The organism is Paenarthrobacter sp. TA1.8 (assembly GCF_048595705.1).
In the GTDB taxonomy this organism is placed as follows: domain Bacteria; phylum Actinomycetota; class Actinomycetes; order Actinomycetales; family Micrococcaceae; genus Arthrobacter; species Arthrobacter nitroguajacolicus.
The window spans coordinates 3,767,642-3,792,608 of the sequence record NZ_CP184287.1; the positions used below are offsets into that span (position 1 = coordinate 3,767,642).

General features: G+C 57.6%; 28 protein-coding genes. 17 read left to right on the forward strand and 11 right to left on the reverse strand.

Annotated elements, in window-relative coordinates; all coding sequences use genetic code 11:
- The first annotated feature begins 55 nt into the window (after positions 1-55).
- From ACNAOT_RS17500 to ACNAOT_RS17535, 8 genes are all read left to right on the forward strand, one after another.
- Complete coding sequence (locus ACNAOT_RS17500) at positions 56-1,306, forward strand: glycosyltransferase family 4 protein (RefSeq protein ID WP_420178741.1); 1,251 nt, start codon at positions 56-58, stop codon at positions 1,304-1,306.
- Between the two features lie 44 nt (positions 1,307-1,350).
- Positions 1,351-2,379, forward strand: a complete 1,029-nt coding sequence (gmd, locus tag ACNAOT_RS17505; RefSeq protein ID WP_420178742.1) for a GDP-mannose 4,6-dehydratase — start codon at positions 1,351-1,353, stop codon at positions 2,377-2,379.
- The gene (locus tag ACNAOT_RS17510) at positions 2,379-3,353 is read left to right on the forward strand and encodes a GDP-L-fucose synthase family protein (protein ID WP_420178743.1); all 975 of its coding nucleotides are present in this window, start codon (positions 2,379-2,381) and stop codon (positions 3,351-3,353) included. The genes gmd and ACNAOT_RS17510 overlap by 1 nt, the downstream gene beginning before the upstream one ends.
- Before the next feature lie 14 nt (positions 3,354-3,367).
- On the forward strand, positions 3,368-4,837 hold the full coding sequence (locus ACNAOT_RS17515) for a sugar transferase (RefSeq protein ID WP_420178744.1): 1,470 nt from the start codon (positions 3,368-3,370) through the stop codon (positions 4,835-4,837).
- A gap of 39 nt (positions 4,838-4,876) precedes the next feature.
- Positions 4,877-6,190: a UDP-glucose dehydrogenase family protein gene (locus tag ACNAOT_RS17520; RefSeq protein WP_420178745.1), complete on the forward strand. Its 1,314-nt coding sequence runs from the start codon at positions 4,877-4,879 to the stop codon at positions 6,188-6,190.
- Between the two features lie 96 nt (positions 6,191-6,286).
- Positions 6,287-8,059 (forward strand): DUF4012 domain-containing protein, encoded by a 1,773-nt coding sequence (locus tag ACNAOT_RS17525; RefSeq protein WP_420178746.1) that lies wholly within the window; start codon positions 6,287-6,289, stop codon positions 8,057-8,059.
- 175 nt (positions 8,060-8,234) lie between these two features.
- Positions 8,235-8,852: an LPXTG cell wall anchor domain-containing protein gene (locus ACNAOT_RS17530; protein WP_420178747.1), complete on the forward strand. Its 618-nt coding sequence runs from the start codon at positions 8,235-8,237 to the stop codon at positions 8,850-8,852.
- A gap of 281 nt (positions 8,853-9,133) precedes the next feature.
- On the forward strand, positions 9,134-9,565 hold the full coding sequence (locus ACNAOT_RS17535) for a VanZ family protein (RefSeq protein WP_420178748.1): 432 nt from the start codon (positions 9,134-9,136) through the stop codon (positions 9,563-9,565).
- A gap of 893 nt (positions 9,566-10,458) precedes the next feature.
- Here the strand turns inward: ACNAOT_RS17535 and ACNAOT_RS17540 are convergent.
- From ACNAOT_RS17540 to ACNAOT_RS17555, 4 genes are all read right to left on the reverse strand, one after another.
- The gene (locus ACNAOT_RS17540; protein WP_420178749.1) at positions 10,459-10,638 is read right to left on the reverse strand and encodes a hypothetical protein; all 180 of its coding nucleotides are present in this window, start codon (positions 10,636-10,638) and stop codon (positions 10,459-10,461) included.
- Between the two features lie 868 nt (positions 10,639-11,506).
- Entirely contained in the window at positions 11,507-12,895 is a 1,389-nt protein-coding gene (locus tag ACNAOT_RS17545; protein ID WP_420178750.1) for an O-antigen polymerase, read from the reverse strand.
- Between the two features lie 262 nt (positions 12,896-13,157).
- Positions 13,158-13,952, reverse strand: coding sequence for an alpha/beta fold hydrolase (locus tag ACNAOT_RS17550; protein ID WP_420178751.1), 795 nt, complete (start codon positions 13,950-13,952; stop codon positions 13,158-13,160).
- A gap of 396 nt (positions 13,953-14,348) precedes the next feature.
- The gene (locus ACNAOT_RS17555) at positions 14,349-14,525 is read right to left on the reverse strand and encodes a hypothetical protein (RefSeq protein WP_420178752.1); all 177 of its coding nucleotides are present in this window, start codon (positions 14,523-14,525) and stop codon (positions 14,349-14,351) included.
- Between the two features lie 129 nt (positions 14,526-14,654).
- Here ACNAOT_RS17555 and ACNAOT_RS17560 point away from each other — a divergent pair, with 129 nt between their 5' ends.
- Positions 14,655-14,891 (forward strand): helix-turn-helix domain-containing protein, encoded by a 237-nt coding sequence (locus ACNAOT_RS17560; protein WP_420178753.1) that lies wholly within the window; start codon positions 14,655-14,657, stop codon positions 14,889-14,891.
- Positions 14,892-15,012: 121 nt separating this feature from the next.
- Here ACNAOT_RS17560 and ACNAOT_RS17565 read toward each other — a convergent pair whose 3' ends face one another.
- On the reverse strand, positions 15,013-15,393 hold the full coding sequence (locus tag ACNAOT_RS17565; RefSeq protein WP_420178754.1) for a hypothetical protein: 381 nt from the start codon (positions 15,391-15,393) through the stop codon (positions 15,013-15,015).
- Between the two features lie 187 nt (positions 15,394-15,580).
- Between ACNAOT_RS17565 and ACNAOT_RS17570 the strand changes: the two genes are divergently transcribed.
- The 3 genes from ACNAOT_RS17570 (at position 15,581) to ACNAOT_RS17580 (ending at position 16,920) form a co-directional block, all read left to right on the forward strand.
- Complete coding sequence (locus ACNAOT_RS17570; protein WP_420178755.1) at positions 15,581-15,814, forward strand: hypothetical protein; 234 nt, start codon at positions 15,581-15,583, stop codon at positions 15,812-15,814.
- Between the two features lie 352 nt (positions 15,815-16,166).
- The gene (locus tag ACNAOT_RS17575; protein ID WP_420178756.1) at positions 16,167-16,739 is read left to right on the forward strand and encodes an SGNH/GDSL hydrolase family protein; all 573 of its coding nucleotides are present in this window, start codon (positions 16,167-16,169) and stop codon (positions 16,737-16,739) included.
- 13 nt (positions 16,740-16,752) lie between these two features.
- Positions 16,753-16,920 (forward strand): hypothetical protein, encoded by a 168-nt coding sequence (locus tag ACNAOT_RS17580; RefSeq protein WP_420178757.1) that lies wholly within the window; start codon positions 16,753-16,755, stop codon positions 16,918-16,920.
- Positions 16,921-17,085: 165 nt separating this feature from the next.
- On the opposite strand, the gene ACNAOT_RS17585 is transcribed toward ACNAOT_RS17580, so the two are convergent.
- The 4 genes from ACNAOT_RS17585 to ACNAOT_RS17600 form a co-directional block, all read right to left on the reverse strand.
- Positions 17,086-17,955 carry a hypothetical protein gene (locus tag ACNAOT_RS17585; protein WP_420178758.1) on the reverse strand — a complete coding sequence of 290 codons (870 nt, stop codon included), beginning with the start codon at positions 17,953-17,955 and terminating at the stop codon, positions 17,086-17,088.
- 235 nt (positions 17,956-18,190) lie between these two features.
- Positions 18,191-18,328: a hypothetical protein gene (locus ACNAOT_RS17590; protein ID WP_420178759.1), complete on the reverse strand. Its 138-nt coding sequence runs from the start codon at positions 18,326-18,328 to the stop codon at positions 18,191-18,193.
- A 193-nt stretch (positions 18,329-18,521) separates the two neighbouring features.
- The gene (locus ACNAOT_RS17595; RefSeq protein ID WP_420178760.1) at positions 18,522-18,692 is read right to left on the reverse strand and encodes a hypothetical protein; all 171 of its coding nucleotides are present in this window, start codon (positions 18,690-18,692) and stop codon (positions 18,522-18,524) included.
- A 292-nt stretch (positions 18,693-18,984) separates the two neighbouring features.
- The gene (locus ACNAOT_RS17600; RefSeq protein WP_420178761.1) at positions 18,985-20,232 is read right to left on the reverse strand and encodes an FG-GAP repeat domain-containing protein; all 1,248 of its coding nucleotides are present in this window, start codon (positions 20,230-20,232) and stop codon (positions 18,985-18,987) included.
- A gap of 349 nt (positions 20,233-20,581) precedes the next feature.
- On the opposite strand from ACNAOT_RS17600, the gene ACNAOT_RS17605 reads away from it, so the two are divergent.
- Positions 20,582-20,761 (forward strand): hypothetical protein, encoded by a 180-nt coding sequence (locus tag ACNAOT_RS17605; RefSeq protein WP_420178762.1) that lies wholly within the window; start codon positions 20,582-20,584, stop codon positions 20,759-20,761.
- 43 nt (positions 20,762-20,804) lie between these two features.
- Here ACNAOT_RS17605 and ACNAOT_RS17610 read toward each other — a convergent pair whose 3' ends face one another.
- Positions 20,805-22,202 carry a TrkH family potassium uptake protein gene (locus tag ACNAOT_RS17610; protein WP_420178763.1) on the reverse strand — a complete coding sequence of 466 codons (1,398 nt, stop codon included), beginning with the start codon at positions 22,200-22,202 and terminating at the stop codon, positions 20,805-20,807.
- 402 nt (positions 22,203-22,604) lie between these two features.
- On the opposite strand from ACNAOT_RS17610, the gene ACNAOT_RS17615 reads away from it, so the two are divergent.
- The 4 genes from ACNAOT_RS17615 to ACNAOT_RS17630 all read left to right on the forward strand — a co-directional run bounded on the left by ACNAOT_RS17615 (position 22,605) and on the right by ACNAOT_RS17630 (position 24,449).
- On the forward strand, positions 22,605-22,703 hold the full coding sequence (locus ACNAOT_RS17615) for a potassium-transporting ATPase subunit F (RefSeq protein WP_420178764.1): 99 nt from the start codon (positions 22,605-22,607) through the stop codon (positions 22,701-22,703).
- A 6-nt stretch (positions 22,704-22,709) separates the two neighbouring features.
- A complete protein-coding gene (locus ACNAOT_RS17620) occupies positions 22,710-23,540 on the forward strand; it encodes a potassium-transporting ATPase subunit KdpA (RefSeq protein ID WP_420178765.1) in 831 nt (276 codons plus the stop codon).
- Entirely contained in the window at positions 23,533-23,910 is a 378-nt protein-coding gene (locus ACNAOT_RS17625) for a hypothetical protein (RefSeq protein ID WP_420178766.1), read from the forward strand. Before ACNAOT_RS17620 ends, ACNAOT_RS17625 begins: the two co-directional genes overlap by 8 nt.
- Positions 23,911-24,059: 149 nt before the next feature.
- A complete protein-coding gene (locus ACNAOT_RS17630; RefSeq protein ID WP_420178767.1) occupies positions 24,060-24,449 on the forward strand; it encodes a hypothetical protein in 390 nt (129 codons plus the stop codon).
- A 104-nt stretch (positions 24,450-24,553) separates the two neighbouring features.
- On the opposite strand, the gene ACNAOT_RS17635 is transcribed toward ACNAOT_RS17630, so the two are convergent.
- Positions 24,554-24,943, reverse strand: a complete 390-nt coding sequence (locus ACNAOT_RS17635) for a CBS domain-containing protein (RefSeq protein ID WP_420178768.1) — start codon at positions 24,941-24,943, stop codon at positions 24,554-24,556.
- Between the last annotated feature and the right edge of the window lie 24 nt (positions 24,944-24,967).

A 24,967-nucleotide genomic window follows, 5' to 3' on the forward strand; every position in this document is an offset into this window, starting at 1 on the left:
TCCGCAGCAAGAAGCGCAACTTGTTTACACATCGGTGACAAAGTCGGCATATTCTATGACAGTGAACAATCCCAAGCTCCGAGTCACCATCATTGGACTCAACTACTCGCCTGAGCCAACGGGCAATGCGCCCTACACCACGAGCTTAGCCGAAGGGCTCGCCGCTTCAGGTCACAAAGTAACGGTGCTTACCGGATACCCACATTATCCGATGTGGGAGCGCAGCCCTGAATATACTGGCTGGATGCGGTCGGAGTTCATCAAGGGAGTGCGAATTAAGAGACTCCGGCACTATGTTCCGAGCAAACCAACTCTCATCAATCGCATGCACATGGAGTTGAGCTTTGGGCTACGTGTCATGTTCGCAAGGTGGGGTAGGCCGGACGCAGTACTCGTAGTCAGCCCGGCGCTTTTCTCCAGCGGTATGGCTATCGCACGAGCCAAGTTGAAGCCTAAACGACCTGCAGTCGGGCTCTGGGTACAGGATATTTACAGCAGGGGCATCGTTGAGACGAGGGCTGGAGGAAGTTTCGTGGCAAAGGCCATGGGAGCTTTCGAATCGTCCATTCTCCGCGGTGCCGACGGAGTGGCGGCGATCCATGATCGATTCAAAAGCTTCATCGTAGATTCACTTTCCGTGGCTCCAGAACGCGTGAAGGTCATCAGGAACTGGACGCATCTTCCGTCTGCCCCAGTGAGCGGACAAGAAGAAATGCGCGCCCGCTTGTCTTGGAAGCCGGACGACGTCGTCGTTTTGCATGCCGGCAACATGGGGATGAAGCAGGGTCTGGAAAACGTCGTAGATGCAGCTCGAATTGCAGAAGAGTCGGATAGCCGTCTGAGGTTTGTGCTAATGGGCGATGGAAACCAACGCCAGAAACTCGAGCAAATGGCCAAAGGGTTGCAGCGGATCGACTTCTTGGATCCCTTGCCTGGAGACGAATTTAACCTCGCGCTCTCAGCGGCCGATTTTTTGCTCGTCAATGAACTGCCTGGCGTAAAAGACATGGCTGTGCCGAGCAAACTTACGTCCTACTTCAATGCTGGAGTGCCAGTAGTCGCCGCAACCGACGATGGAAGTGTGACAGCTGCTGAAATTACCACTTCCGGCGGCGGTCTCCGTGTCGATGCAGCCTGTCCGGCTGAATTAGTCGCAGAACTCGAACGGTTATCGACTCAAACTCAGGAAAAACGTGACATGGCAGCCAACGGCCTGAGGTTTCGTCAAGTCACATTGTCAGAGGACACAGCCATCGCGCACTATGATGAGTTTCTGTCGAGCATCGTCTCGGCACGGAGCCGCTAGGCCCGCCCAACTTTCAACGCTCAAATTCTCTAATGGGGGGATCCATGGTAAAGCGCGCGCTTATTACTGGTATCACTGGTCAGGACGGTTCGTATCTGGCCGAGCTTCTACTCAAGAAGGGCTATGAAGTCCACGGTCTCATTCGACGGGCTTCAACATTCAACACGGCGCGAGTCGACCACCTCTATGTTGACCCTCACGATCCCAGTGCCAAGCTCTTCTTGCACTACGGGGACCTGAGCGACGGCGCCCGCCTAGTGACATTGATCGCGGAAATTAGGCCGGACGAGGTTTACAACCTTGCTGCCCAGTCCCACGTCAGGGTTTCCTTCGATGAGCCCGAGCATACTGGCGATACCACGGGCATCGGTTCCATCCGGCTGCTAGAAGCCGTGCGTATGTCTGGCATCGAGACCAGGTTTTATCAGGCCTCATCCTCGGAAATGTTCGGGGCGACACCTCCTCCCCAGAACGAGGAAACGCCCTTCTACCCGCGTTCCCCTTACGGAGCGGCTAAGGTCTATAGCTACTGGGTGACCAAGAACTATCGCGAAGCATATGGAATGTTCGCGGTGAACGGAATCTTGTTCAACCACGAATCGCCCCGCCGCGGTGAAACCTTTGTAACTCGAAAGATCACCCGCGCAGTGGCTGCGATCAAAGCCGGCCAGCAAGACCTGCTCTACATGGGTAACCTCGACGCCGTTCGTGACTGGGGTTATGCCGCGGAATACGTAGAAGGTATGTGGCGGATGCTTCAGGTTGACGAACCCGACGACTTTGTTCTGGCAACCGGCGGCAACTACACGGTTCGTGACTTCCTGCAGATTGCCTTCGAACATGCAGGTCTGGATTGGGAAGAGCACGTTCGTTTCGACGAGCGGTATTTGCGGCCCACTGAAGTCGATGCGCTGGTCGGAGATGCTTCGAAGGCTCACGAGAAACTTGGTTGGAAAGCCACGGTTGAAACTCCAGAGCTGGCACGAATCATGGTGGATGCCGACATCGAAGCGCGAAAGCACGCCGGGAACCACTGGATCGACACGGTGGACCTCGAGAGTTGGAAGAACTGATGACCGATTCAATAGAGTTCCGGCCTGGACCACTGGATAGGGAGGCCACTTTTTACGTGGCCGGCCATCGCGGACTCGTAGGGTCAGCAATCTGGCGCAAACTTGAATCAGAGGGCTTCGATCGGCTGCTCGGGCGCAAGTCCTCCGAACTTGATCTCAAGAATCGGGAAGATGTGTTTGCGTTCTTTGCAGAACACAAACCTCGCTATGTGGCACTGGCAGCAGCAAAAGTCGGTGGCATTTTGGCCAACAGCACTTACCCTGTTGACTTCCTTAGCGATAACTTGAGAATCCAAGTGAACGTGCTCGATGCCGCTCGCGAACACGGAACAGAGCGCCTGCTCTTCCTCGGATCGTCTTGCATCTATCCGAAATTTGCTGCTCAGCCGATCCGTGAGGATTCTCTTCTCACGGGACACTTAGAGCCGACAAATGATGCCTACGCGATTGCCAAGATCGCCGGAATCATGCACGTCCAGGCAATCCGCCGGCAGTATGGGCTGCCTTGGATATCAGCTATGCCCACGAATCTTTACGGGCCAGAGGATAACTTTTCCCCTAAAGGGTCACATGTCCTTCCTGCGCTAATCCGTCGCTACGATGAGGCAGTTAGCCTGGGGGCTTCCACAGTCACCAACTGGGGTTCGGGTTCACCTAGACGTGAATTCCTTCACGTCGACGACATGGCGTCTGCTTGCCTTCATCTCTTGGAGAACTACGACGGTCCTGAGCAAGTTAATGTAGGAACCGGTTCGGATGTGACTATTAAGGATCTCGCTGGAATTGTCGCCGACGCAGTGGGATACAAGGGCGACATCGAGTGGGATACCTCAAAGCCGGATGGTACGCCTCAGAAGCTCCTGGACGTCTCCAATCTCGCAAGGGCGGGATGGAAGGCATCCATTCAGCTCGAAGAAGGAATCCGATCAACTGTAGCCTGGTACCGATCAAAACACGGACAAGTCCGTAGCTAATTGTCGCTAGGTTCATGGTTCTTGATACCGGAAGTGGGGAGACTCTTTTGAGTCGCGACAAGGCATGGCAAGTACAGGCGTCCAGGAGACTCAGAGTCGCGGACGCGTTCGTCATCATATGGGCAGTCGTTGGCGCATACGTTATTCGTTTTGGGTTTGAACCAGACTTTGTAATCTCGGGCCAGGAACCTAATTACGTGTGGCTGTCCATTGCCCTTGCTGTCGTCTGGTGGTTCATGCTGGGCGCTTGGAACAGTAGACAAAGTCGGATCCTTGGCGCCGGGCCGGACGAATATAAGCGTGTTGCTGCCGCCTCTCTTTGGCTCTTCGGCCTCGTTGCAATCATTTCCTATTCACTCCGAATCGAAACAGCTCGGGGCTACGTAGGTATCGCTTTACCTGTGGGGTTGGTTGGGCTGCTGCTAGCCCGGTGGCTGCTCCGCCAACACCTAAGCGTCGCAAGACAAAAAGGACACAGCATGTCCCGCCTTCTTCTGCTGGGTGGCCCTAGCGCTGTTGCTCATCTCGCCGCCTCTCTTCACCGCGCCAAGCACTCCGGTTATCTTCCTGTCGCGGCATACACGCCAGGGGTCACTGGGACGCCGAGCATCGAACCAGATTCTGGGTTGCCAATACTGGGACACCTGCCCGACACGACCTCAGTTTTGGCCGCAATCGAGCAATGCAATGCAGACGCTGTCGCCGTCTCCGCTGGTGTACAGCTGCATCCCCAAACCATCCGTCATCTTGGATGGGAGCTCGCGGCTAGAAACGTCGGGCTGATCATGGCGCCAGCGCTTACCGATATTGCCGGACCGCGAATTCACACGCAGCAGGTTGCTGGTTTACCTCTCATCCATGTGACGACACCTACCCTCGAAGGTGGGCAACGAGTAGCAAAACGGTTATTCGACATACTTGTTTCAGGGCTTCTTATCCTTCTTGCTGCGTTACCCATGCTGGTCATCGCGGCGCTGGTGAAGCTGGACAGCAAAGGACCGGTTCTGTTCAGGCAAGACCGCGTGGGCATAGAAGGAAAGCACTTCCAGATGCTCAAGTTTCGGTCGATGGTTGTGGACGCTGAAGCTCGCCTGGCCGAACTGCAGCAGCGCAATGAGGGCAGCGGTTTGCTGTTCAAAATCAAGGACGACCCTCGAATCACTCGTGTGGGCGGCGTCCTTCGCAAATACAGCCTGGACGAGTTGCCGCAGTTATTCAACATCTTGGCTGGCTCAATGAGTCTCGTTGGACCCCGCCCCCCGTTGCCGCGCGAAGTCGAGGCGTATGAGCATGACGTCCGGCGCCGTCTTCTCGTTAAGCCCGGCCTAACAGGTCTTTGGCAAGTAAGTGGGCGTTCCAATCTTTCCTGGCAGGACTCTGTTCGGCTGGATCTCTACTACGTCGAAAATTGGTCGCTGGCCGGCGATCTCGTAATCATTCTCCGCACAGTCCGTGCTGTATTCCGCAGCACGGGCGCTTACTAGCTCATAATCGCGCAGAGAACTGCGGAAGGAATCAACTACATGCGTATTTCTGTTATTGGCTGCGGCTACCTAGGTGCTGTCCATGCGGCATGCATGGCAAAGCTGGGCCACGAGGTGGTCGGGATTGACGTTGACCCCAACAAGATCTCTGATCTCTCTGTCGCCAAAGCGCCTTTCTATGAGCCCGGCCTCGAGAACCTCTTGGAAGACGTTCAGGCGACGGGCCGTCTAACATTTTCTACTGACATGACGGCAGCCGCAGGCAGCGACGTCCATTTCATTTGTGTCGGAACTCCTCAGAAAAAGGGTGAGAACGGCGCCGATATGTCCTACGTGGACTCTGCCGTTGCTGGCTTGATACCTCATCTGAATCCTGGTGACATCGTAGTCGGCAAGTCAACGGTCCCGGTGGGAACTGCTGCGCGGCTTGCGGGGCTGGTCGCTGATCATGAACCAAACGCGCAGTTGCTCTGGAATCCTGAGTTCCTTCGCGAAGGTCATGCGGTTAGTGACACACTCCAACCGGATCGCCTTGTTTACGGAGTCAGCGACGGGTCAGAAGAGAACCCGGCAGTCGCGATACTCGACGAGGTTTACGCTGCACCGCTTGCCTCCGGCACCCCGAGACTCGTCACCGATCTTCCAACAGCGGAGCTCGTCAAAACGGCAGCAAATTCCTTCCTAGCCACGAAAATCTCCTTTATAAATGCGATGGCCGAACTCTGCGATGCAGCTGGCGCCGACGTTACAAGGCTTGCAGACGCTATCGGCCTGGACGAGCGCATCGGACGAAAGTTCCTAAACGCCGGGATAGGGTTCGGAGGTGGTTGCCTGCCTAAGGACATTCGGGCATTCATGGCAAGGGCCGGCGAACTAGGCGCCGACCAAGCACTTACATTCCTCCGCGAAGTTGACGCTATCAATATGCGCCGTCGCAGTAGAGTTGTTGAGCTGACTCGTGAGCTCTGCGGAGACGGACTTTTGGGAAAGCGAATAACTGTCTTGGGCGCGGCTTTTAAGCCAGAAAGCGATGACGTACGGGACTCCCCAGCCCTGAGTATCGCGGCCCAACTCCAACTGCAGGGTGCAGTCGTTACCGTGTCCGACCCCAAGGCCTTGGTGAATGCGGCCCGCCGCTTTCCAGAGCTGCACTATGTTCAGGACACGGAGACAGCCCTCCGACAGGCCGATGCCGTCTTGCTCCTCACAGAATGGCTGGAGTACCGAGATCTCGACCCGTATCTCCTGAAGTCCTTGGTTGCGAACCCGCGCATTCTGGACGGACGCAACGTTCTCGACCCCGCCAAATGGCGCGCTGCCGGTTGGCAGTATCGTGGGCTGGGACGGCCCTAGCCTGTGAGAAGCGCTAGCCAAGACACTCTTGACAGGAATGCCGTGAGAAGACGAGGAAATTCCAAGACAGTTCGCCGCAGGCGCCGTCAAATATTGGTGGCCGCCCTCTGGATAGCGGTTACGCTCATTTTGTTCGCTGGATTGGGTGCCTGGCTCAACTCAAAGGCAACAGTTATCAAGTCCGAGTTGCAGTCCGCAACAAAACTTCTCTCACCGCTTAAGGCACAAATTGCAGCCAATGATGCCACGGCGGCTGGGCAAACTGTTGACGCGCTCGTGGAGCACACCAGTTTGGCACGGGAAGCAGCCAACGATCCCGTATGGAGGGCCGCATCCATCTTGCCCTGGGTGGGACCAAACTTGCAGGCAGCCAGCGAGGTTGCAACTTCGGCGGACGATGTGGCGCGTCTGGGTGCAATGCCCTTAGTAAAGGCATTTCAGTCCTTGGACTGGAAGTCTTTGACTCCCACGCAGACCGGATCCGATCTTGAACCATTAAGAAAAGCGGCTCCACAAGTACAAGCAGCGGCACATGCAGTTCGTGAAACCTCTAATCGACTTAACAATATAAATGTCGAAGGTCTACTGCCGCAGATTGCAGAACCACTTGTCTCAGCGCGAAGCGAATTGAAGGGTCTCAGCGCGGGTCTAAACTCTGCGGCAGACGCTGCTCGACTGGCTCCAGGGATGCTTGGAGCGGACTCACCCCGACGCTATCTACTATTGATGCAAAATAATGCAGAGTCCCGAGCTAGCGGTGGGATCCCTGGTGCCTTGGCCGTCCTTACTGTCACAAAGGGCAAGATTGATCTGGAGGCACAGACAAGCGCTTCAGCGCTGGGCTCATTTGTCCCTCCAGTGACCATCAGCCCGGAAGAGCAGGCAATCTATTCCGGCCGTGTCGGGAAATTCATGCAAGACGTCAATCTGACACCGGATTTTGAAACAACTGCTAGTACCGCCCAAGCCATGTGGGAGAAAAATTCAGGCGAGCAGCTCAGCGGAGTGCTGTCGCTGGACCCTGTCGCCCTTAGCTTCATCCTGGAAGCTACCGGACCCGTAGAAATCACGGATCCTGTGGTTCAACGCATAGGTAGCGAACTCCCAGCCCAGTTGAATAGCAGCAACGTGGTTCAGACGCTGCTGTCTGATGCTTACGCCAAGATTGAGGAACCGAAGCTTCAAGACATTTACTTCGCAGGGGCAGCGCAAGAGATCTTCGCGGGGGTATCCTCCGGAAACACAGATCCGAAGAAGTTGATGGACGCGATTTCGAGGGGTGTGGATGATCGGCGAATTCTGCTGTGGTCCGCAGAGACCGAAGAACAAGCAGTCATCGGCAAGTATCCGATAGCGGGCTTGATTTCAGGCCCCAGCGTCTCACCAACTCAGTTCGGGGTCTATTTCAATGACGGAACTGGAGCCAAAATGGACTACTGGGTGAAGCGCAAGGTGCAGATTGTCAAAGACTGCACACGCGACGGATATCGTGAAGTCGCTGTGCGGGTGGTTAGTACCAATACAGCACCTTCCAACGCCGGTTCCACCCTGTCTCCATATGTGACTGGTGCTGGCGCCTACGGCGTGCCGGCCGGTTTCGTTCAAACGAATATCGTGGCCTACGGGCCAGCACAGTCGAATGTTGACACAGTTGTCAAGGATGGTGTGAAAATTCCGTTCGCCGCCCAGCGGCACAGCCAACGGCCAGTAGGCACGTCGACTATCCGGCTCGCCCCCGGCCAGAGCACTACGCTAGATTTCACCTTCGGTCATATCGTGCAACATGCGGAGCCTGACGTAGCTGTTACGCCAACAACACAGCCTGTAAACGAAGTCGTCCAAGCACCGACGACGACTCCTTGTGAATAACAAAAGGCACATAGGTTAACCCTTTGTAACGGGTGTGGATTTTCTTTGCAGCCTGCAAGCATTGAATGGTAAGTTCTATGTGGGCAGCACACTGAGATTTCGCTTACGGTCACGTAGGGTCTCGGAAATCTCCATACACCACGTAGCACCACCAAAGGTCTCAGGGGGGACACACATGAGGAAATCTCTTGCAGCACTTACGCTCGCAGGTTCTATCGCGCTTGTCGGTGCAGTACCGGCAGTAGCAAATAACGCCAATTACCCGGCTCCCAACACTAGCGTTGCCGTTTCCGATGCTTCAGTGGCACCGGGCGAAGCTTTTGTCTTCAGCGGCACCGGCTTCACGCCGGGTGAAGGCATTACCATCACGGTTACGCCAACGGGCACCCCGGCAGCTGCCGGCAGTGTTTCCGCAGGTAGCCTTTCAGTCGCCGCACGGATTCCGTTGGCACCGTCAACTCTGTCTGCTGTTGCAGATGGAAATGGCGCGTTCTCCGCTTCCATCGTCATCAACGAACCGGGTGCCTACTCAGTTACCGCTACGGGTAACTCTTCCGGCGTGACAGCTGGGCCTGTAACGGTAGTTGTCGGTGGCGCTGCTCTCTCGAACACAGGCAGCAACGCTGGCACGGGAACCAACCTGGCAAACACCGGAGGCGTTCCGCTTGCCAACACAGGCGCTGACTCCAGTCTCATCCTGTGGTCCCTCGTGGGCGCAGGCGCACTGGCAGCTGGAACGACGTCCGTCGTTGTAGCTCGCCGCCGTGCTAAGAGCACCGAGGTTTCTGCCTAACCTAGGCTCAAACCATTTGAGGGTGGATTGCAACAAGAGCCTTGTTGCAATCCACCCTCATTTTTTGATTTCGTTTCCTCGCGGAACTCGTATGTGGTATCCATATGAACTATGGGGCGACACTGGAGAAGACGTTGGTGGCATATGGAGCTGCGCGTCCCCGCAATAAAGGTGCCGTCACTGCCCCAACAGTTTGTTCAATATGCACTGCTAGGTTTGCTAACAGTAGCAGCCGTAACTGTCAGCGCGTGGGCTCTCATCCAAACTTCGTGAAGGTGTGCTTGAAAAATCAAAGCCCATGGCGAACTGCGCTAGGTATCTATCTTGTCGGTTTGGCCGTGGTCGGTTTTTGGCCAACCCCAGTGGATAGACCAGTTTATGGAACTCTCACTACGATGCTTGCATATCTCCACGGACTTGGCGTACCTGAATGGCTCGACTACAACTTCATTGAGGTCTCTGCCAACGTGGCATTGTTCGTTCCATTTGGTTTCTTAGCCGGTATGGCCATGCCACTACAACCCTGGTGGAAAGTTGCTGGTATCGGCGTGTTGGCATCAGTTTGCATGGAAATGGGACAGTTGCTGTTCATCGCAGCGCGCTTCTCAAGTCTTCTGGACTTTGTCACAAATACAATTGGGACTGTCATGGGTATAACGGCTGCCCGCGTCGTCCTGCGCGGCCAGGTAGCCACTCCTGACACTTCGAACTGAGCTTCAGCAGGTCAAGTCGCACGCAATTAGCAGATGAGCCCCAGTCATTGAAACCTACCTCCTTGCCAAACATTGGTTCCCCCGGAACACGGGACCGGACCGCGCAAAGAGGCGCGTCACGTCAGTGAGCTGGGTTCCCTGCCGACTCTGGACTCTGTTGGTGACGGGAACAAAGGCGGCATGGCGCAGAACGTAGTGTCCGTTCGGCTGCCAGGGTGGTAAAGGGAGTCGTCAGCCCTAAGGGATACTCTTCGACGTTTATCTCGAATAGCGGCAAACCCTCAATGCAACCATTCGCGGTGGTTTTGCGTCGGTCCGGACAATCACTTCTACAGGTTGTCGGGATGTCCAGAGTTAAGCTTTTGGACGTCCCCTCAGCGATGACAAAATCACTCAGAGCAGTAATGGCGGCGCTTACCCCATGAGTTGACAAGCACTGGCTACCGCAGTCCCGCACCCCGGGATTCGCCGTGGCGGACGTGACAGATCGCTTCCTGACGACATAACTCAACGTGCGCATCAAATGCGCTTGTCCCCATTCTTTGAACGGCCACCAAGAATCTGGTGCTCATGTCATAAGGCTTCCCGCTACGCCCCTACCAAGACTGGTAAGCATCAGAAAGTGGGCCCCGCCGTGACGGCTACTCACCAGCACAGGGGATTGACGGCACGTTCTTCGGGACTACTTTTTGCGTATAGCTGGAGTTCCTGGCGCTGGGCGAGAGCCACTTTTGGTAGCCCGCAGCCGCCCGAGGAGACTTTTCCCGTTAATCTTGATCAGTGAGAACCAGGTACCTGTTGCTTCAACTCGTAGTCAAACGTCAGCCAACACCTTGCCGAAGGCCATACGTGGCGCTCACCCCGCTGCCCCGGCTAAACTTCAGAATATGGATCTAGTCAACCGTCTTGTCAACAAACGTCATTTGCCTATCGTGCGGGAGTTGATAGCTTTGCTGGGAATGGAAATACCACGCGACGCTCAGATTGGCGATAACTTTCGGATCCTGCATAGAGGTTTTGGAACCGTCATACACCCGAACACTGTAATCGGTCGCGATGTCACCGTCTTTCATGGCGTCACCCTGGGCCGAGCAGACGCATGGAGACCGATGTCTGACAGTCACATGAGGGGGTTCTCCATCGGCGACGGAGCCGTTCTATGCACTGGCGCAAAAATTCTATGTAAGTCAGGCACGCTTAGCGTGGGACGCGGAACCATCATCGCCGCCAACGCGGTTCTCGTCGAGTCGACAGGTGAAAATGAGATATGGGCCGGTATTCCCGCCCGCAAGGTAGGTATGCGGGAAGACCCATATGCTCAATAATCCGACGCGACTCCCATCCTCGCGACGGTCTGGGCTCAGCCGTTTTGATTTGTTCAGATATCAGAAGCTGAGAACCTCGATAAAGCCGTCAATGCACCCAGCGACATCGTGACCTGCTCGCTGTATTCCTGTGAAGGCCAGTTTGCCCACACATGCTCGTGGGTCTGTCTCGATCATTGCCGTGTGGGTCGCGCAACTTGACCTTGAACTCACCGCCAGAAAATCGCAACAGTGCCGAACCTGCAGCAATTGAGGAACATAAGCTGTCATCATGGGTAGGGACAACTTGAGGCGCACTTATTGGGGGGGGAAATGGCTTTATATATAATTAACGAGGGATTGGGAACCGCGGAAGAGATTGTTGCAGCGTACGCAATCGAAGGAAATATCCAGTGGTGGTTCTACGACAGTGAGAGTCGGGCTCAAGAGACACGTTTGAAACAGCACGTCCAGACAATCCGCGAGGTTCTCTAGATCACCTGAAATCGTAGCCTGACGCAGTCTCCCTAATCCACTGTATTGACGACCTAAGGCGATTTGAGCAGCCAACTACATCGAGCTTTAAAACGTGCATATGCATTCTTCACGCACGATTACAGGCTATTCGTAGACGGAGCTAATTGACCGTCCGGACCACTGTGGGTTGCGTAGAGGCAAAATTCGAGCGGGTGGGCTTAATGGGTCGTGATAAGAACCAGTGTACGGCGAAGCAGAGAAGTACGGCATACAATGCCCACCAAATGGCGTGGACTGTATTCGTACGTGTAGCGACCAGGGCGAAGGCTGACGCGAGAGCGACGGTCGTCAGCTTCAACGTGCTCAGGTGTTGGTTGAATTTCCATGCGTTGGAAAGCCGGGCTGCGAGAATTCCGTATAAGAACGCACCAATAGCTACGAAGGCTAGCCCACCTTCAAAGTAGAGCACTCCAGCAGTGGACGCTACGGGACAGACCGGAGTCCCGCAGCCTCCTCCCCACACAGAAGTCAACACGGCATCCGAATACGGCGTCGTCTCAGAGATACCTGAAGGCAGCGGCCGCAGAAAGAACTCCAAGACCGTGCCACGCCCGAACCCATACGGGATTCCGTCACCAAGCGGTCTAGAAATTATAGCGATGTAGTCCAGCATTTCTGTGTCAAAGGAGGCGAAAACAGGTGTTAAGACTCCTTGTAAACCTTCGGTTTGAAAGTAGCGCCACGAGGCCTCTAGCAGCCCCTCTCCTTTCATTCTTGCTCCAGCCGATCGAACCATAGGGATAATCGCGAGCATAAGGAACGCAATGAACGCTACAACAACGTGGCTGAGCTTCACCCTTACAGGCTTGCGGATCAACGCCGCCACCACAGGTATCAAGATAGCCGGAATAAGGAATCGTCGGTTGCCTAGCTGCGAGAGAGCCATGACAGATACCAATGGGGCTACAGCCAGAACCAGCCATTCCCTCCGAGTGATGACTAGTCCACGGCGACTGATAATGAATAGGGCAGCCGTAATCGATCCTGCCATAGGTAAGATCATCACTAGTTCAGGGACGCCGCCCAGCCCTGCTTCAGAAGAACGACCTGCCGCCAGGCGGGCGAACACGGATGGACCGGAAAGGACAGTCAGGACCGCGATATACGCTACAAATGCCACCAGAGCGACAAGGGCGGTCTTGCTGGCCGTAATGCGGAGCTCTCGGCGTTCGATAACTTTTGCTTCACCAACGAGTTCGGAGCGCCTTCGGGGACGTACGCGGTTCAGGAATACCGCTGCAGTGAAGCTCACCATGAAAACAATGCCCACCAGTACGGCGGCGTCGACACTCGCTTCATCCGGCATAATGCCGTAAATCGTTCGGATTTCGAAGCGATTCTCAAACAATGGTCGGATTGAAAATATCGACACCATCGTCAACATCACCATCGTGTCGGGGGCGAGGAAGCGGCCGATGCCGCGAACGGGATTGGTGCAAAGAATATAGAGCAAGCAGACAGCGCCGATGAACAGTGAAAATAACGCCATAGGTTTCCATGCCCCCGCTAGTCTTGTTACATCGAACACGTGCCCTACCATGTGTCCTTGCCCTGCTGAATCCTAGCATTTCGAGCTTGCAACAGCGTTGTCGCTCAAGTTGGAAAAGGTCATTGCTGGATAAGTAATCCCCGATGCGTGACTACTGAGGACGGACGAAGTCACAGGACAACGGGGGCAACAAAGCGCCGTCTCGCGTGCGTCCGCGTGTGAGACTCCAGTTCGCCTGCGCGTCGACAACAGGCCGTACCCCTCAGTAGCGCATAGGACTAGTAGGTTCTCTACTCTCAGGATCACCCAGCCAGGTTCGAACGTCCGCCGCCAGACGGTCCGGGCGCTCCCATAGCACCAGATGGCCGGTCTGCTCGTAGATCTTCAACCGTGCACCCTGGATCCGCTCGCAGAGGGTCTCTTGGTGCCGTCGCGGCACCAAATGATCGTGGGCTCCCCAAAGGATGAGCGTGGGAACTGAAATGGTTCCCGCTTCCGTGGGCGGAACGGCCTCGTAGAAGCCACGCAGTGAAGCTTTCCAGATAGCCGCTGACATGGCGAGACCATCCCGCACACGGCCCTCTATGTAGGAGGGTGGCACGGTGTGCAGCAACCTGTACCAGGACAAAGACTCGCGGACCCAGTTCTCGGAAATCGGATCGCGCAATGAGTCCACTTCGTTCGCAAACGGCGGTTTGCCTTGGAGGCTTAGGGGTGCCCCTACCAGAATCAACGATGCCACGAGTTGCGAGTGCTTCAGCGCCAGTTGTTGCGCCACATATCCCCCACTAGACGATCCCAGAATATGTGCCCGCGTGATACCCAAAGCTTCCAGTAGGGCAACAACATCCTCAACAACGTCTTCGAGCGAGTATCCCGTCTCTGGCTTGTCTGCCCCACCATGTCCGCGCAAATCGGGCGCGACCAGGACCTGTGACGGAAGCGAGGCGATCAACCGATCAAAGCTCCCCCAAGATTCACTCCAGGCGTGCAACAGCAACAGCGGCATGCCGCCGTCGTACCTTTGATCAAGTTGTCCCTGGACGAAACAGGGCACGCTAATTCCTGTGCGCAAGGCGACAGTCCTGACCTCGGACTTCATAGGACAACGGTACGCCTGCGAGGCCTCCCCAACGAGGCTTCTGATCCATTACCGCTGAAATTCGTATGGCTTTCGTTCATGAAACATATTGGGATTTCCAAAAGTAGCCTTAGGATAATGCAGGCGGCACGCCTCACTTCAAATGTTGCCCAAACAGAGGCGTGCCGCTGCACCACCAACCCTGGATGCACTTGTGCAGACCCAAAATCACCCGCACCAGAATTAGCAATGTTGCTCTTTGAAGGGACCGAATCCTCTTGCCGTATGTTGACATCAACCCGCACAAAACGGGACCCAAATGGCCCGCTTATGTAGGGCTTGCGATACTTCTCGTCGCAACTATTGCAATCGTTACTCTTGCGCTAACAAGCCACTAGGCGTCTGTTTGTTCTCGGCGGCCTCGAACAGCAGCAGCGGCAAGTCCTTCGGGAAGCCCGTGGCCAGCGCGCGTTGGAAGTTGGTAAACAGGGCATTCGACGCGTCAAAAGTTGTTGCCTGCCATGCGTTCTTGCCCAGCTCGATCGCCAACAAATACGCCTCGAAGGAGCCGATGAATGGCAGGCCGCGCCGGCCGCTGGCGGGCGATGTATGTGACAAGGCCGTTGTTCCAGGGCTACCCTACCGCGGTTACAGTCCTCTTCTAGTTATGGTTGTCAGGTGATTGATGACCCGAAGCGCCCCAGATTCATGACGATCGAGCAGGTAGCCGAGGAGCTAGCCGTTGGGCTTCCTACTATCCGCCAGTTGTTGAAGTCTGGTGAGTTGCGTGGATTTCAGCTCGGTGGGCGGGGTATCTGGCGTATCGGTGTCAAGGATCTTGAGGACTACATTGAGCACGCTTACTTGATTACTGCTGAGCGGATAGCTGCCGGCGAGGTCGCCGAGGATCAGTAGTGTTGTTTTTGGAACCAAAGGGCCCTTGCTGCCACTGTGGAGCCTGAGTTCTCCCTTCACGAACCCGGACAACCGCCAACCGCCAAAGTTGGCGGCAGCAGCGCCGTCGTACGCTTTGTCCCTAATCGCGAGCGTGTTCCAGCGACGCGTCCGCCGTCCCGCCCCCAGTCCCTGAACCCGTCAACGATCTCCCCCGCGTGCGTGTGGTGGAGGTAGTGCTCGCCGGGCAGGGCACAACGGTGCCGTTCGTGACGCTCGCGGCCTGGCGATGGTGCAGCTCAAGCCACTCCGGCGTCTGTTTGTTCTCGGCGACCACGAACAGCAGCAGCGGCAAGTCCTTCGGCAAGCCCGTGCCCAGCGCGCGTTCGAAGTTGGTCTTGATGTTGCCCTTCTCGTTGAGGTAGGCGGGTGAGCGGGTGTTCCTGTTGGTGAGCATCTGTATCTGCTCACGTGCGAGGTCCGTGCAGTCGGAGGTGTCGTTAGCGTGGGAAGCAGCGGTCATCAGGCGGAGCAGGCCGAGATTCTTCGGAGCGGGGCGCAGATGTCTGGCACGTGAGAGAGTACGCGACCAGGGGTGGGCTTCGGCACAGGTATGCCTGTTGCTCTCGCTCCAGGAAATGAGGTTCTCGAAGGAAGAGCATTCTGGAGAAGGAACATAACCGGTCTTATGTTGCCCTTAGGCTTGGGCCATGACGACGACACAAGAAATTCGCCAACTACTTGACACTGTTGAGGAAAAGTTCGAGACACTGACCAAGCTGACGAGCGCACGCGCTGAAGAGCTGGGCATCGACAACACCACTACGCCCGTACCGATTGGACCCGAGCACGTGGAGATTATCCGGGCCGAGCGTGAATACGACGCTGCATGGAAAGACCTCTCGACTGGCATGGACACGTGGCTTGCCACTGACCCGAAGTAGTTACTGAGAAGTCCCGCAACGCTTTGGACGCGTTGCGGGACTTCTGTTGTAACGACGGCTCTGTGACTTGCAGGATGCTGGACTCATGCCTATGGTCACGCGCACGAGGCCATATACTTGGGCGTTGAAGTCAGGTGACTTCTCCAAATTCGATATTGGGGGAACGATGGGCCGGTCTCGTAGGTCTGGAAGCACGCTGGACGGCAAGAAAGTCCTCATGTTCGGCGGGCTTGGAGCTCTAGCAGTTGCGACGCTGGCTGTCGTAGGGATGGCGCTGACAACTACGCCGACGCCGCCCCCATCGACACTTGCTGTCCCTACTTCTACTTTTACCCCCAAGCCGGTGTTCCCCATGGTTTCCATCATTGGCGACTCTTACACCGCTGGATCCGAGATGGGCGGCCTCAAGGACAAGAGCTGGACCGCCCTGACCAACCAGGCTTTGATCGATGCCGGCAAGGAGTCTGTGCTGAGCGTCAGCGGCAAGGGAGGCTCCGGTTACGTTCAGGCTGGGCCACAGCAAACGACGTTTGGTTCCGAGGTTCCCAAGGTCGTCACACCTGAGTCCGATGTCATCGTGTTCTTTGGTTCCCGCAACGACATCAAGGCAACCCCAGTAGAGGTGAAGACCGCCGCGTCAGCCGCTTACGCGGAGGCCAAGGCAATAGCGCCTCAAGCTAAGCTCTTGGTGATCGGCGTGCCGTGGACCAACGAGGACGTTCCCACCAACGCCGTCGTAACGAACCGTGCCGTGTCTGCTGCCGCAGCAGAGGCAGGAGCGACGTTCATTGATCCGCAGGCCGAGGGCTGGTTCTACGGGGAGAACGCCGGCCTTATCGGCACTGACAAGGTGCACCCTGTCGATGAGGGGCACATCTACATGACGAAGCTCATAGAACCGCGCATACTCTCGGCACTCGGCTAAAGGCGCCACGCTCATGGAACTTGGCGAGAAGTTGCTCTCACTCACCGTCGAATACGCTGCTGCCGTCAGCGGGCCTGCCCTAATGGCGTCTGCTGCTCAGTCATACTCAGGCCGCACTCCCGCTGAGATAGGCGCGGAGTATGAAACCACACTCCGCACCCTACTCACGCCGCAGCAATAGTCTTCTGAACCGCCTGCGCCGAACGCGCAGCCCAGTAACGGTGGCCCGCCTTTGTGAGGTGGGCATTGTCCGTGTGCATGAACATGGAAGCGTTCGTGCCTTCCGTAGTCGGAGCTCCAGTGTTACCGGTGCCAGTGATCCACGCAGTTCCGGATGCGGCTTGGATTACTGCCCCCCCCGCCCGTAGATCGTGTCTGTGTTGGCGTCGATCATGCCGATGATGTTCGGGGCAGCGACCCCTGCTGCCAAGACGGCTGCACGCTTCGGCTCCTGATCGGCTGGCGGCGTCACGCCAAGGTTGGAGGACGGATTCAAGATCAGCTTGGCGTTGGGTGCCAAGCTGGCCAGTTGCGAGAACACTGATGCTGCCGCCGCACCCACATCACTAGCCGTGTAGCTGGTCCCTGGCGCGTAGTCGTTCTGCACACCGTGGATGTAAATGTAGTCCGGATTCGCTGCTGCCACGCGGGTGAGACGGTCAGCGTCGGTGAATGCCCGCTTGGTGCTCGTAGCAGGATTCATGTAGCCCGTACCGCCCTGCCCGCCGCGGAATCCTTCCATGCCAAGCAGCCGGGGGATGAGGTGGCCGGAGAGGTCCCAGTGTTCTACTCCTGCCGCACCGTCGATCCAGGAATCCCCGAGCATGAACATGCGGGGCGCGGACGCCACTACCGGCTGCATGTGGTTTCCGGGGGCGTAGCTGATGCGGCTGAAGTCTGAGTTGAACATCCAAATGCGGACACGCGCCACAGTCGCCGCAGCGAATACCACACGCAGCCAGTAGAGCTGCCCCGCGGTTGAGGAACCATCGGCATAGGCCACTGGCGCTGCTGTTGCGGGGATGCCGTCGATCCACACCCACAGACGCGTTGCCCCGGCAATGATGTTCCGGATGCCTAGTGCGAACTCAGTTCCGGCCCAATCGAACTCCACGGACACTTCCGGGCTTGTCACCGCGTTGTTGATCTTTGACTGCCAATAGCCCACCGAGTTCTGCGTGAGGGCGGCATAAGAGCCGCCGTTCCGCAGGGTCACGTGTTTAGTTGCCGCAGTCGAGGTTACGAATCCCGCCGTCGCCGGGTTAATCTCGCCAGTGATGGGCGAAGCTATGCTAGCCGCGCCGGTGCTAGTCGATACGGCAGTGATCGTAGGGGGACGGTCATCAGATTGGGGAAGACTGCTGACAGTGGAGCAATGGCCGTGGCAGCATCCCGCCGCGCATACTTCCTCTTAGCGTCGGCCTTCGCCATACCAAGGGTAACGACGTCCATCATGCGGCTCCCGTCACGTTACCATTGGCATCGTAGGTGAAGGTCTTTGTTACGCCGGCCCGAGTCTGCGTGTGCACGGTTCCGTCACTGGTGTAAGCGAACGTCGTGAGGACACCGTTCTCGGTGGTTGTGTCCACCGTTCCATCCGGGTTGTAAGTCACCGACAGCGTCGGATTACCAGGAACGTAAGTGGCATTATGTGCCCTGGCGTGCAGCTTGACAGATTGTGCAATCTGGTGCGTCGCTTCGTGAACCCCAGCAACCCGCCCACCGCCCCAAGTGGCGGCAGCACCGCCGTCGTACGCTTGATATCCAGCGAGCGCGTCCGCCCTACCGACGCCCCGCTCCTTGAACCCATCCACGACTTCCCTCGCGTGCGTGGTGGAGGTAGTGCTGGCCGAGTAGGGACACCACGGTGCCGCTCGCGACGCTCGCGGCCTGGCGCTGTAGCTCGAGCCACTCAGGAGTGTTCTTGTTCTCGGCTACCCCGAACAGCAGCATTGGCAGTTCCTTCGGGAAGGCAGTGCCCGGCGATGGAGTGACCCATCAGCGCGTAGCGCTCAACGTCCAGCGATTCGAGTGCCCCATAAACTTCTTGCGCGATGTTCTCCGTGGTCCGCTCCCTGTCCGTGCCATCGCTCAGGCCATAACCGAAACCTCTGCCCGTACGACTCGATCCGGTGGCTCTCCCGCGCTCGCCACCGCATGCACCACGGTGGTGGTCGCCAAGCCGAATACTTTCTATGTAATTTTGAGGTGCGCGGGAATCGTCCTCGCGATGAACCTCCTGGAATCAGATCAGGTCCTTGAAGATGTCCCAGCCGTTACCGATTTCGCCAACTTCGTAGAGGCCGGTCTCGTACGGGTAGGCGCCGGTGTACAGCCGCAGGTCGCCTTCTTGATCTATTGCGATGACGTCATTTCTAGGTCCCCGCCCGGCACTTGCCGGGTTGTAAGTGACCCAGTTTCGGCTGAACACGCCGGCGCCGCTGATCTCGCTCATGGCACCCCATCCAGAACCCACCACAGCGGGGGATCTCCAGCCGCCCTGCCCGTCTGCCGGGTACTGGTGGAGGACACCGCTGTTGTCGCGAGCGAAGATGTCCACTGCTCCGTCACCGTTGGTGTCCCCGGAGGCGATGATTTTGTTGAAGATCTGCCAGCCTGCGCCCACCTGCGAGGGTTCCAGCCAACCGCCTTGGCCGTCGCCGGGGTACAGGTGCAGCTTTCCATAGCGGTCACGGGCGAGGACGTCGTTGTTGCCGTCCCCGTTGAAGTCCCCTGGACCCACGATGGAATCGAACATGTTCCAGCCCGCGCCGACCTGGGAGGGCGCCAGCCAGCCCCCGTCTCCGTCGCCGGGATACAGGTGCAGCTTTCCAAAGCGGTCACGGGCGAGGACGTCGTTGTACCCGTCACCGTCGAAGTCCCCCGGGGAGAAGACAACATCAAAGATGTCCCAGCCCGTTCCGACTACCCTCGGTTCATCCCAGGAGCTGCTGTAATAGCGCCCCTCGAAGGACATGTCCCAGAATCTCCATGTTGACTCGTACGTGCGGGGGTACAGGACAAGGTCACCGTCGTAAGTTCGGCCCAGAAGCTCGAAGTTCCCGCGCCCTGTCCAACCCATGGCCCGGTTGGACGCGGCAATGGGCGGTGTTTCGGCGCTGTGATACACCTTTCCTTCCCTACAAGAGGATTGAGCAGTGAAGGAGATGCGGTTACCGCGATCCTCTGGGATGAGTTTCAGGAATTCGCCTTGACGTTCGGCGGGCAGGGGCACACCGTTACTGAGCCACTCCATGGTGAACCCATGCGGGGCCTCCTCCGTCACGGGGCAGGAACGGGTGAAGAACCTGCCTATTGTCAGCTCGGATCCCACGTTGGGCATTCCATGCATCAACGGCACAAACTCGCTTGTAGATGCTATGGCCCCGTCGCCCTCTTCAGCCGTGGCCGGGGCTATGCCCGCCACTGTCGAGCCCACCACCAACACGGCAAGTGCCGCTGATTTCAACGCAAATGCACGAAAAGTTCCCATGATTCCCCCAGCCCAGATACCCCAATTTGAGCTGAGCCTAACACTCGGCAAGACCAATCCGAAGGCGGGGGTTTGGTAGGGCGAGGGGCCGGACAACTGTATTTGGCTACCTTGTCCGGCCCCGGCCCGCGGTTCCTACAACCACCAAATGTTGGGGGTTTATTGGCGGTCGTTCCTGAGCCGCTGCATTCAGTAAAGACCTTGGGTACTCTCTGCGCACGAGTAGTCGGTACTTGTCTTTTGGCCCTATCCGAGAGCCCGCTACTTGCTGAGAAGCCTCTTTTCCTTGATTTTTCGCGGGCTGAATGTCGGAACAGTCTGTCGACGTTGCGATGGATAGACTTCGCTCATGCAGGCTCTGGTTCTGATGGGCTTAGTCCTTGTGACGGCCGTGATGTGGGTGGGAGTCATCATGATGATGCTCACTTGGCTGTACCGGGCAGAACACCGTGGTGGCGTAGAAGCCCCTGACCACGCGCAGGAGAAGGACCGGGAGAAAAGTGAGGCGGCCCCCAGGGGGCGCTCCTGAATTGCGGAGTGACCTCAGCGCTTCGTTTTTCCTTCTGAAAGTGTCACCCGATGATGGGCCGCTCTTCGGGTAGCTGGAACAACCTGGGCCGGGAGGCCAGGGCGATGGCTGACGCAACCGTGATGGTGCCGATGCGCCCGGTGAACATCAGCGCCATCAACACCCACTCTGCAGTGGGTGGCAAGTTGTAAGTGATACCGGTGCTCAGGCCGACGGTTCCGAATGCAGAGATGGTTTCGAAGAGTACCTTCTCAAGGCTGTAGTCAGTGGACATGAGGAGCAGCAGAGTCCCCAGGATGACCGCTCCGACGCCCAGCAAAGCGACAGTGAGAGCCTGGCGCTGGGTGGAAGAACTGATGGAACGGTGTCCGATGGTCACATGCTCGCGGCCACGGATCTCATTCCAAATCGCGAACCCCAGAACAAGGAACGTCGTGATCTTGATACCGCCGGCCGTTCCTGCGCTCCCGCCACCGATGAACATCAGCACGTTGGTGATCATCAGCGTTTCCGGGGTAGCCACCCCATAGTCGATGCTGTTGAAACCTGCCGTTCGCGGGAAAACGCCGCCCGCCAGCGAGCCCAGTATCTTCCCGCCAAAACTCAGCTGGCCGAGGGTCTCCGGACGGTTCCACTCGAAGGCGGCGAATAGAACAGTGCCCACTGTCAGCAGCAGCAAGGACCCGTAGACGGTCAGGCGGAGGTGAATGGTCCAGTTCTTGAAATTGAGGCGGTCCCTGAACAATTGGATGATCACCGGGAAACCGAGTCCACCGGCAATGATGGCGGCACAGATGGGGACGATGATCCAGGGGTCTTCCGCGAAGCTAATGAGGTTGTCGCTGTACAGGGCAAAGCCTGCGTTGTTGAACGCGGAGACGGCGTGGAACACTCCGTGCCAAAGGGCTGTACCGGGGTTGTCGTCATAGGCGATCCAGAAGCGTGCCGTCAGGAAGAGCGCTGTGATGGCCTCAAAGACAGCCATGATCTTCAGAACCCTGAACAGCACGGACTTTACGTCTCCGAAATTCAGGGTATGGGTTTCGGATTGCGCCACGAGTTGGCCTCGCAATCCGATGGTCTTCCGTACGAACAAGGCCAGCAGGGTGGCCAAGGACATGATCCCGAACCCTCCCACCTGGATGAGTCCCACGATCACCGCGTGCCCGAACGGTGTCCAGTACGTGGCAGTATCCACTGTGATCAGGCCGGTGACGCATACAGCTGAAACTGCAGTGAAGAATGCCGTGGTGACGACGTCCTCGCCCTCGCCGGTCCGCGATATTGGCAGCATCAGTGTTCCTGCACCGAGGATGATCACCGCCAGAAACGCCAAGGGTACCGAACGCACCGGGTGCAGGAGCGCTGCCTTCAGCCGCCCTCCCTGGTGGACAAGGGCCTGCAGCGCAGGGTTGCGAAGGATCACGGAACCTTCAGCCACGCCAAATTTTTCAGGGGCGCGAGTCATGCGGCAAGCACCCAAGGATGTCCGCTCACAGATCCCCATTCGCACAGCTCATTAGCATCCAGCACGTGCCGAAATTAGCACCGATAACCAACCACCAGTGGGGAAACGGAGATTTCTTGACGGATCCTTAACGCCATGACGTTAAGAGCGCGTCAAGATTTGCCGCTTCCGCATTAAGGATTCGTAAGGAACGCCTTTTCGCCACTTTTGCAGGAGTTGACTGACATCAGCCCTGCAAAAGGGGCACTGATGAAAGGACGTTCCAGTGGCCGACGTGGCTGTTGTGGTGATTCTTGTGGTGAGCATGGGAATCGTAATGTGGGTGGCCCACCTTCTGGGCAAGATGGTGGACGGCGACGGCCCGGTGAGCGGGCAATGAACGTGGATGCCAACATGTGGGTGGGCCTGTTCATCCTTGGTTTGGCCGTTGCCGGATACCTGCTGGCCGTGCTGCTCAACCCGGAAAAGTGGTGACGGCGGGTGGTTTTCAGCACTGCATCCTTCGTCACCCAGATAGCCGTACTGGTGCTTGTTCTGGCACTGCTGCACAAGCCCTTGGGTTTGTATATGGCGCGGGTCTTCTCAAGTACCAAACACGCCAAACCTGAAAGGGCCATCTACCGCCTGGCCGGGGTGGACTCCGGGACTGAACAAAGCTGGTCTGTGTACCTTCGCAGCGTCCTGCTCTTCTCGCTGATCTCCATCCTGGTGATCTTCGCTCTGCAGCGACTGCAAGGCGTGTTGCCGGGCAGCAATTCCCTTCCCGGCGTGGACCCGTGGGTTGCCATGAACACGGCCATCTCTTTTGTCACCAACACCAACTGGCAAACATATGCACCTGAGGCCACCCTAGGCATCTTCGTCCAGATGTGCCTGCTGGCCGTGCAGAATTTCCTGTCCGCCGCCGTCGGAATCGTGGTGGTAGTAGCCCTGGTCCGCGGCATAGTGCGGACCACTACAGACCGGCTGGGCAACTTCTGGGTGGACCTGACCCGCGCCTCCTTCCGCATCCTGTTGCCCATCGCCACCGTGGCGGCCATCGCCTTGGTGATTGGCGGCGTCGTGCAGAATTTCTGGTCCACGGAGGTCACCAATACGGCCACCGGCGCCAGCCAGCTGATTCCCGGTGGACCTGTCGCCTCCCAGGAAGCGATCAAGGTCCTGGGTACCAACGGTGGCGGGTACTTCAACGCCAACGCTGCCCATCCCTTTGAAAACCCGAGCGTCTTCACCAGCCTGTTCCAAGTGTTCCTCATCCTCCTGATCCCGTCCGCCCTGCCCTACATGTATGGGCGAATGGTGGGTGAATAAAACTGATGGCCGACGCCGGCTGCGCCGAGAAGATCGGACAGTTCACGGCCGAAACCGCGAGCCGGACCCTCGATACCCTGGCCGCCGAGGACGACAAGGTACCATCGACTTCACCCAGCACACCGAGAGCTTCTACTTCCAAGAGCTGGACCCGAAGATCTCCCTGGCCCGCCAGCTGCCATACGCACTCCGGCTGCGAGAGGCCGCCTCCGCCACACCAGACCCGGCGGTCCAGCTCAGCGCCCAACGGTTGGGCGAAGCGCTCGAGCAACTCGCCCAGAAGATAAAGACCGGTTTCCTGCGCACGGGCAACGACACCGAGGAGATACTCACCGCATACGCCCACGAGGATGGCCGCACCACCCCCTGAACCCGAACGAACAAATCCCGCAAGAGCACGACCAATGCCCTCTCCCGGACGCCTACCCAGCTTGAGTGGTGCCGGGGGGCTATAGGGGAGGTCGTGACGAGCTCGGGGACTATGAGGGTCTTTGGCAGGGAACAGATCATTGTCACCGCATGCGCAGTACTGTTGACCACGCTGGTGCTGCCGAGCCTGACCCTGCCGTGGCTGATGAAGAAACTGGCTCTGGCCGAATCGCCCGCGTGGAACGCGAGGCCGAGGAAGTCCTCGCCCAGCTGGCACAGGAAGCATCACTGTCAGCCCTGCGCAGCTCTCCGGTGATGGCCAGCCTCTCGCCGGCCCAAAGGGAAACCATCCGGTCAAGGCTTTCCCACCTTAGCTGGGACCGCTCGGAAGAGGACGCCGACAGTACCGACCAAACACACCGGCTCAACGCCCATGACATTCTGGTCGCCGCCCAGACAATCGCCTGGACGCCGCCCGCAGCACCCGATCCGGAATCGTGGACCGGGTGCTGCGGCGGCTGGACCTGCGAACCCTGCTGATCGAGGACTGAGAGGACGCCTTGGTTCGAGAGCCCACCACGCTGAACGAAGGACCGCGGACCCGAGCGCCGAACCCGGCCAGTTGCATGACTGTGAAGATGAAGCTAGATCAGATCGTCCATCAGCCGGGCCAGGATGTCGTTCATGGCGAGCAGCCCGACGAGCTGGTTGCCTTCTACCACGATCAGCCGGCTGAGGTGATAGCGGCTCATCAGGGCCGCCGCCTGACGCACCGACAGTTGCTCGTTCACGGTGATCGCGGGGATGGTGGCGGCGTCATAGACATTCAGGAGATCCACATCCCCCTCCTGCGCCACGACGGTGTCCAGGAGTTCTCTGTAGCTCAGCATGCCGTAGGCGTCATGGGCGTGCTGCCGCTCCACCACCAGGCTCTTCACCTGGCGTTCCTTCATCATGGACAGCGCCTCCCGCAGTGTGCTGTAGGGGGAGATCGTGACGACCTCGGGGACCATGACATCTTTGACAGTGAGCATCTTTTTCCTCCTCGTAACGAGCCC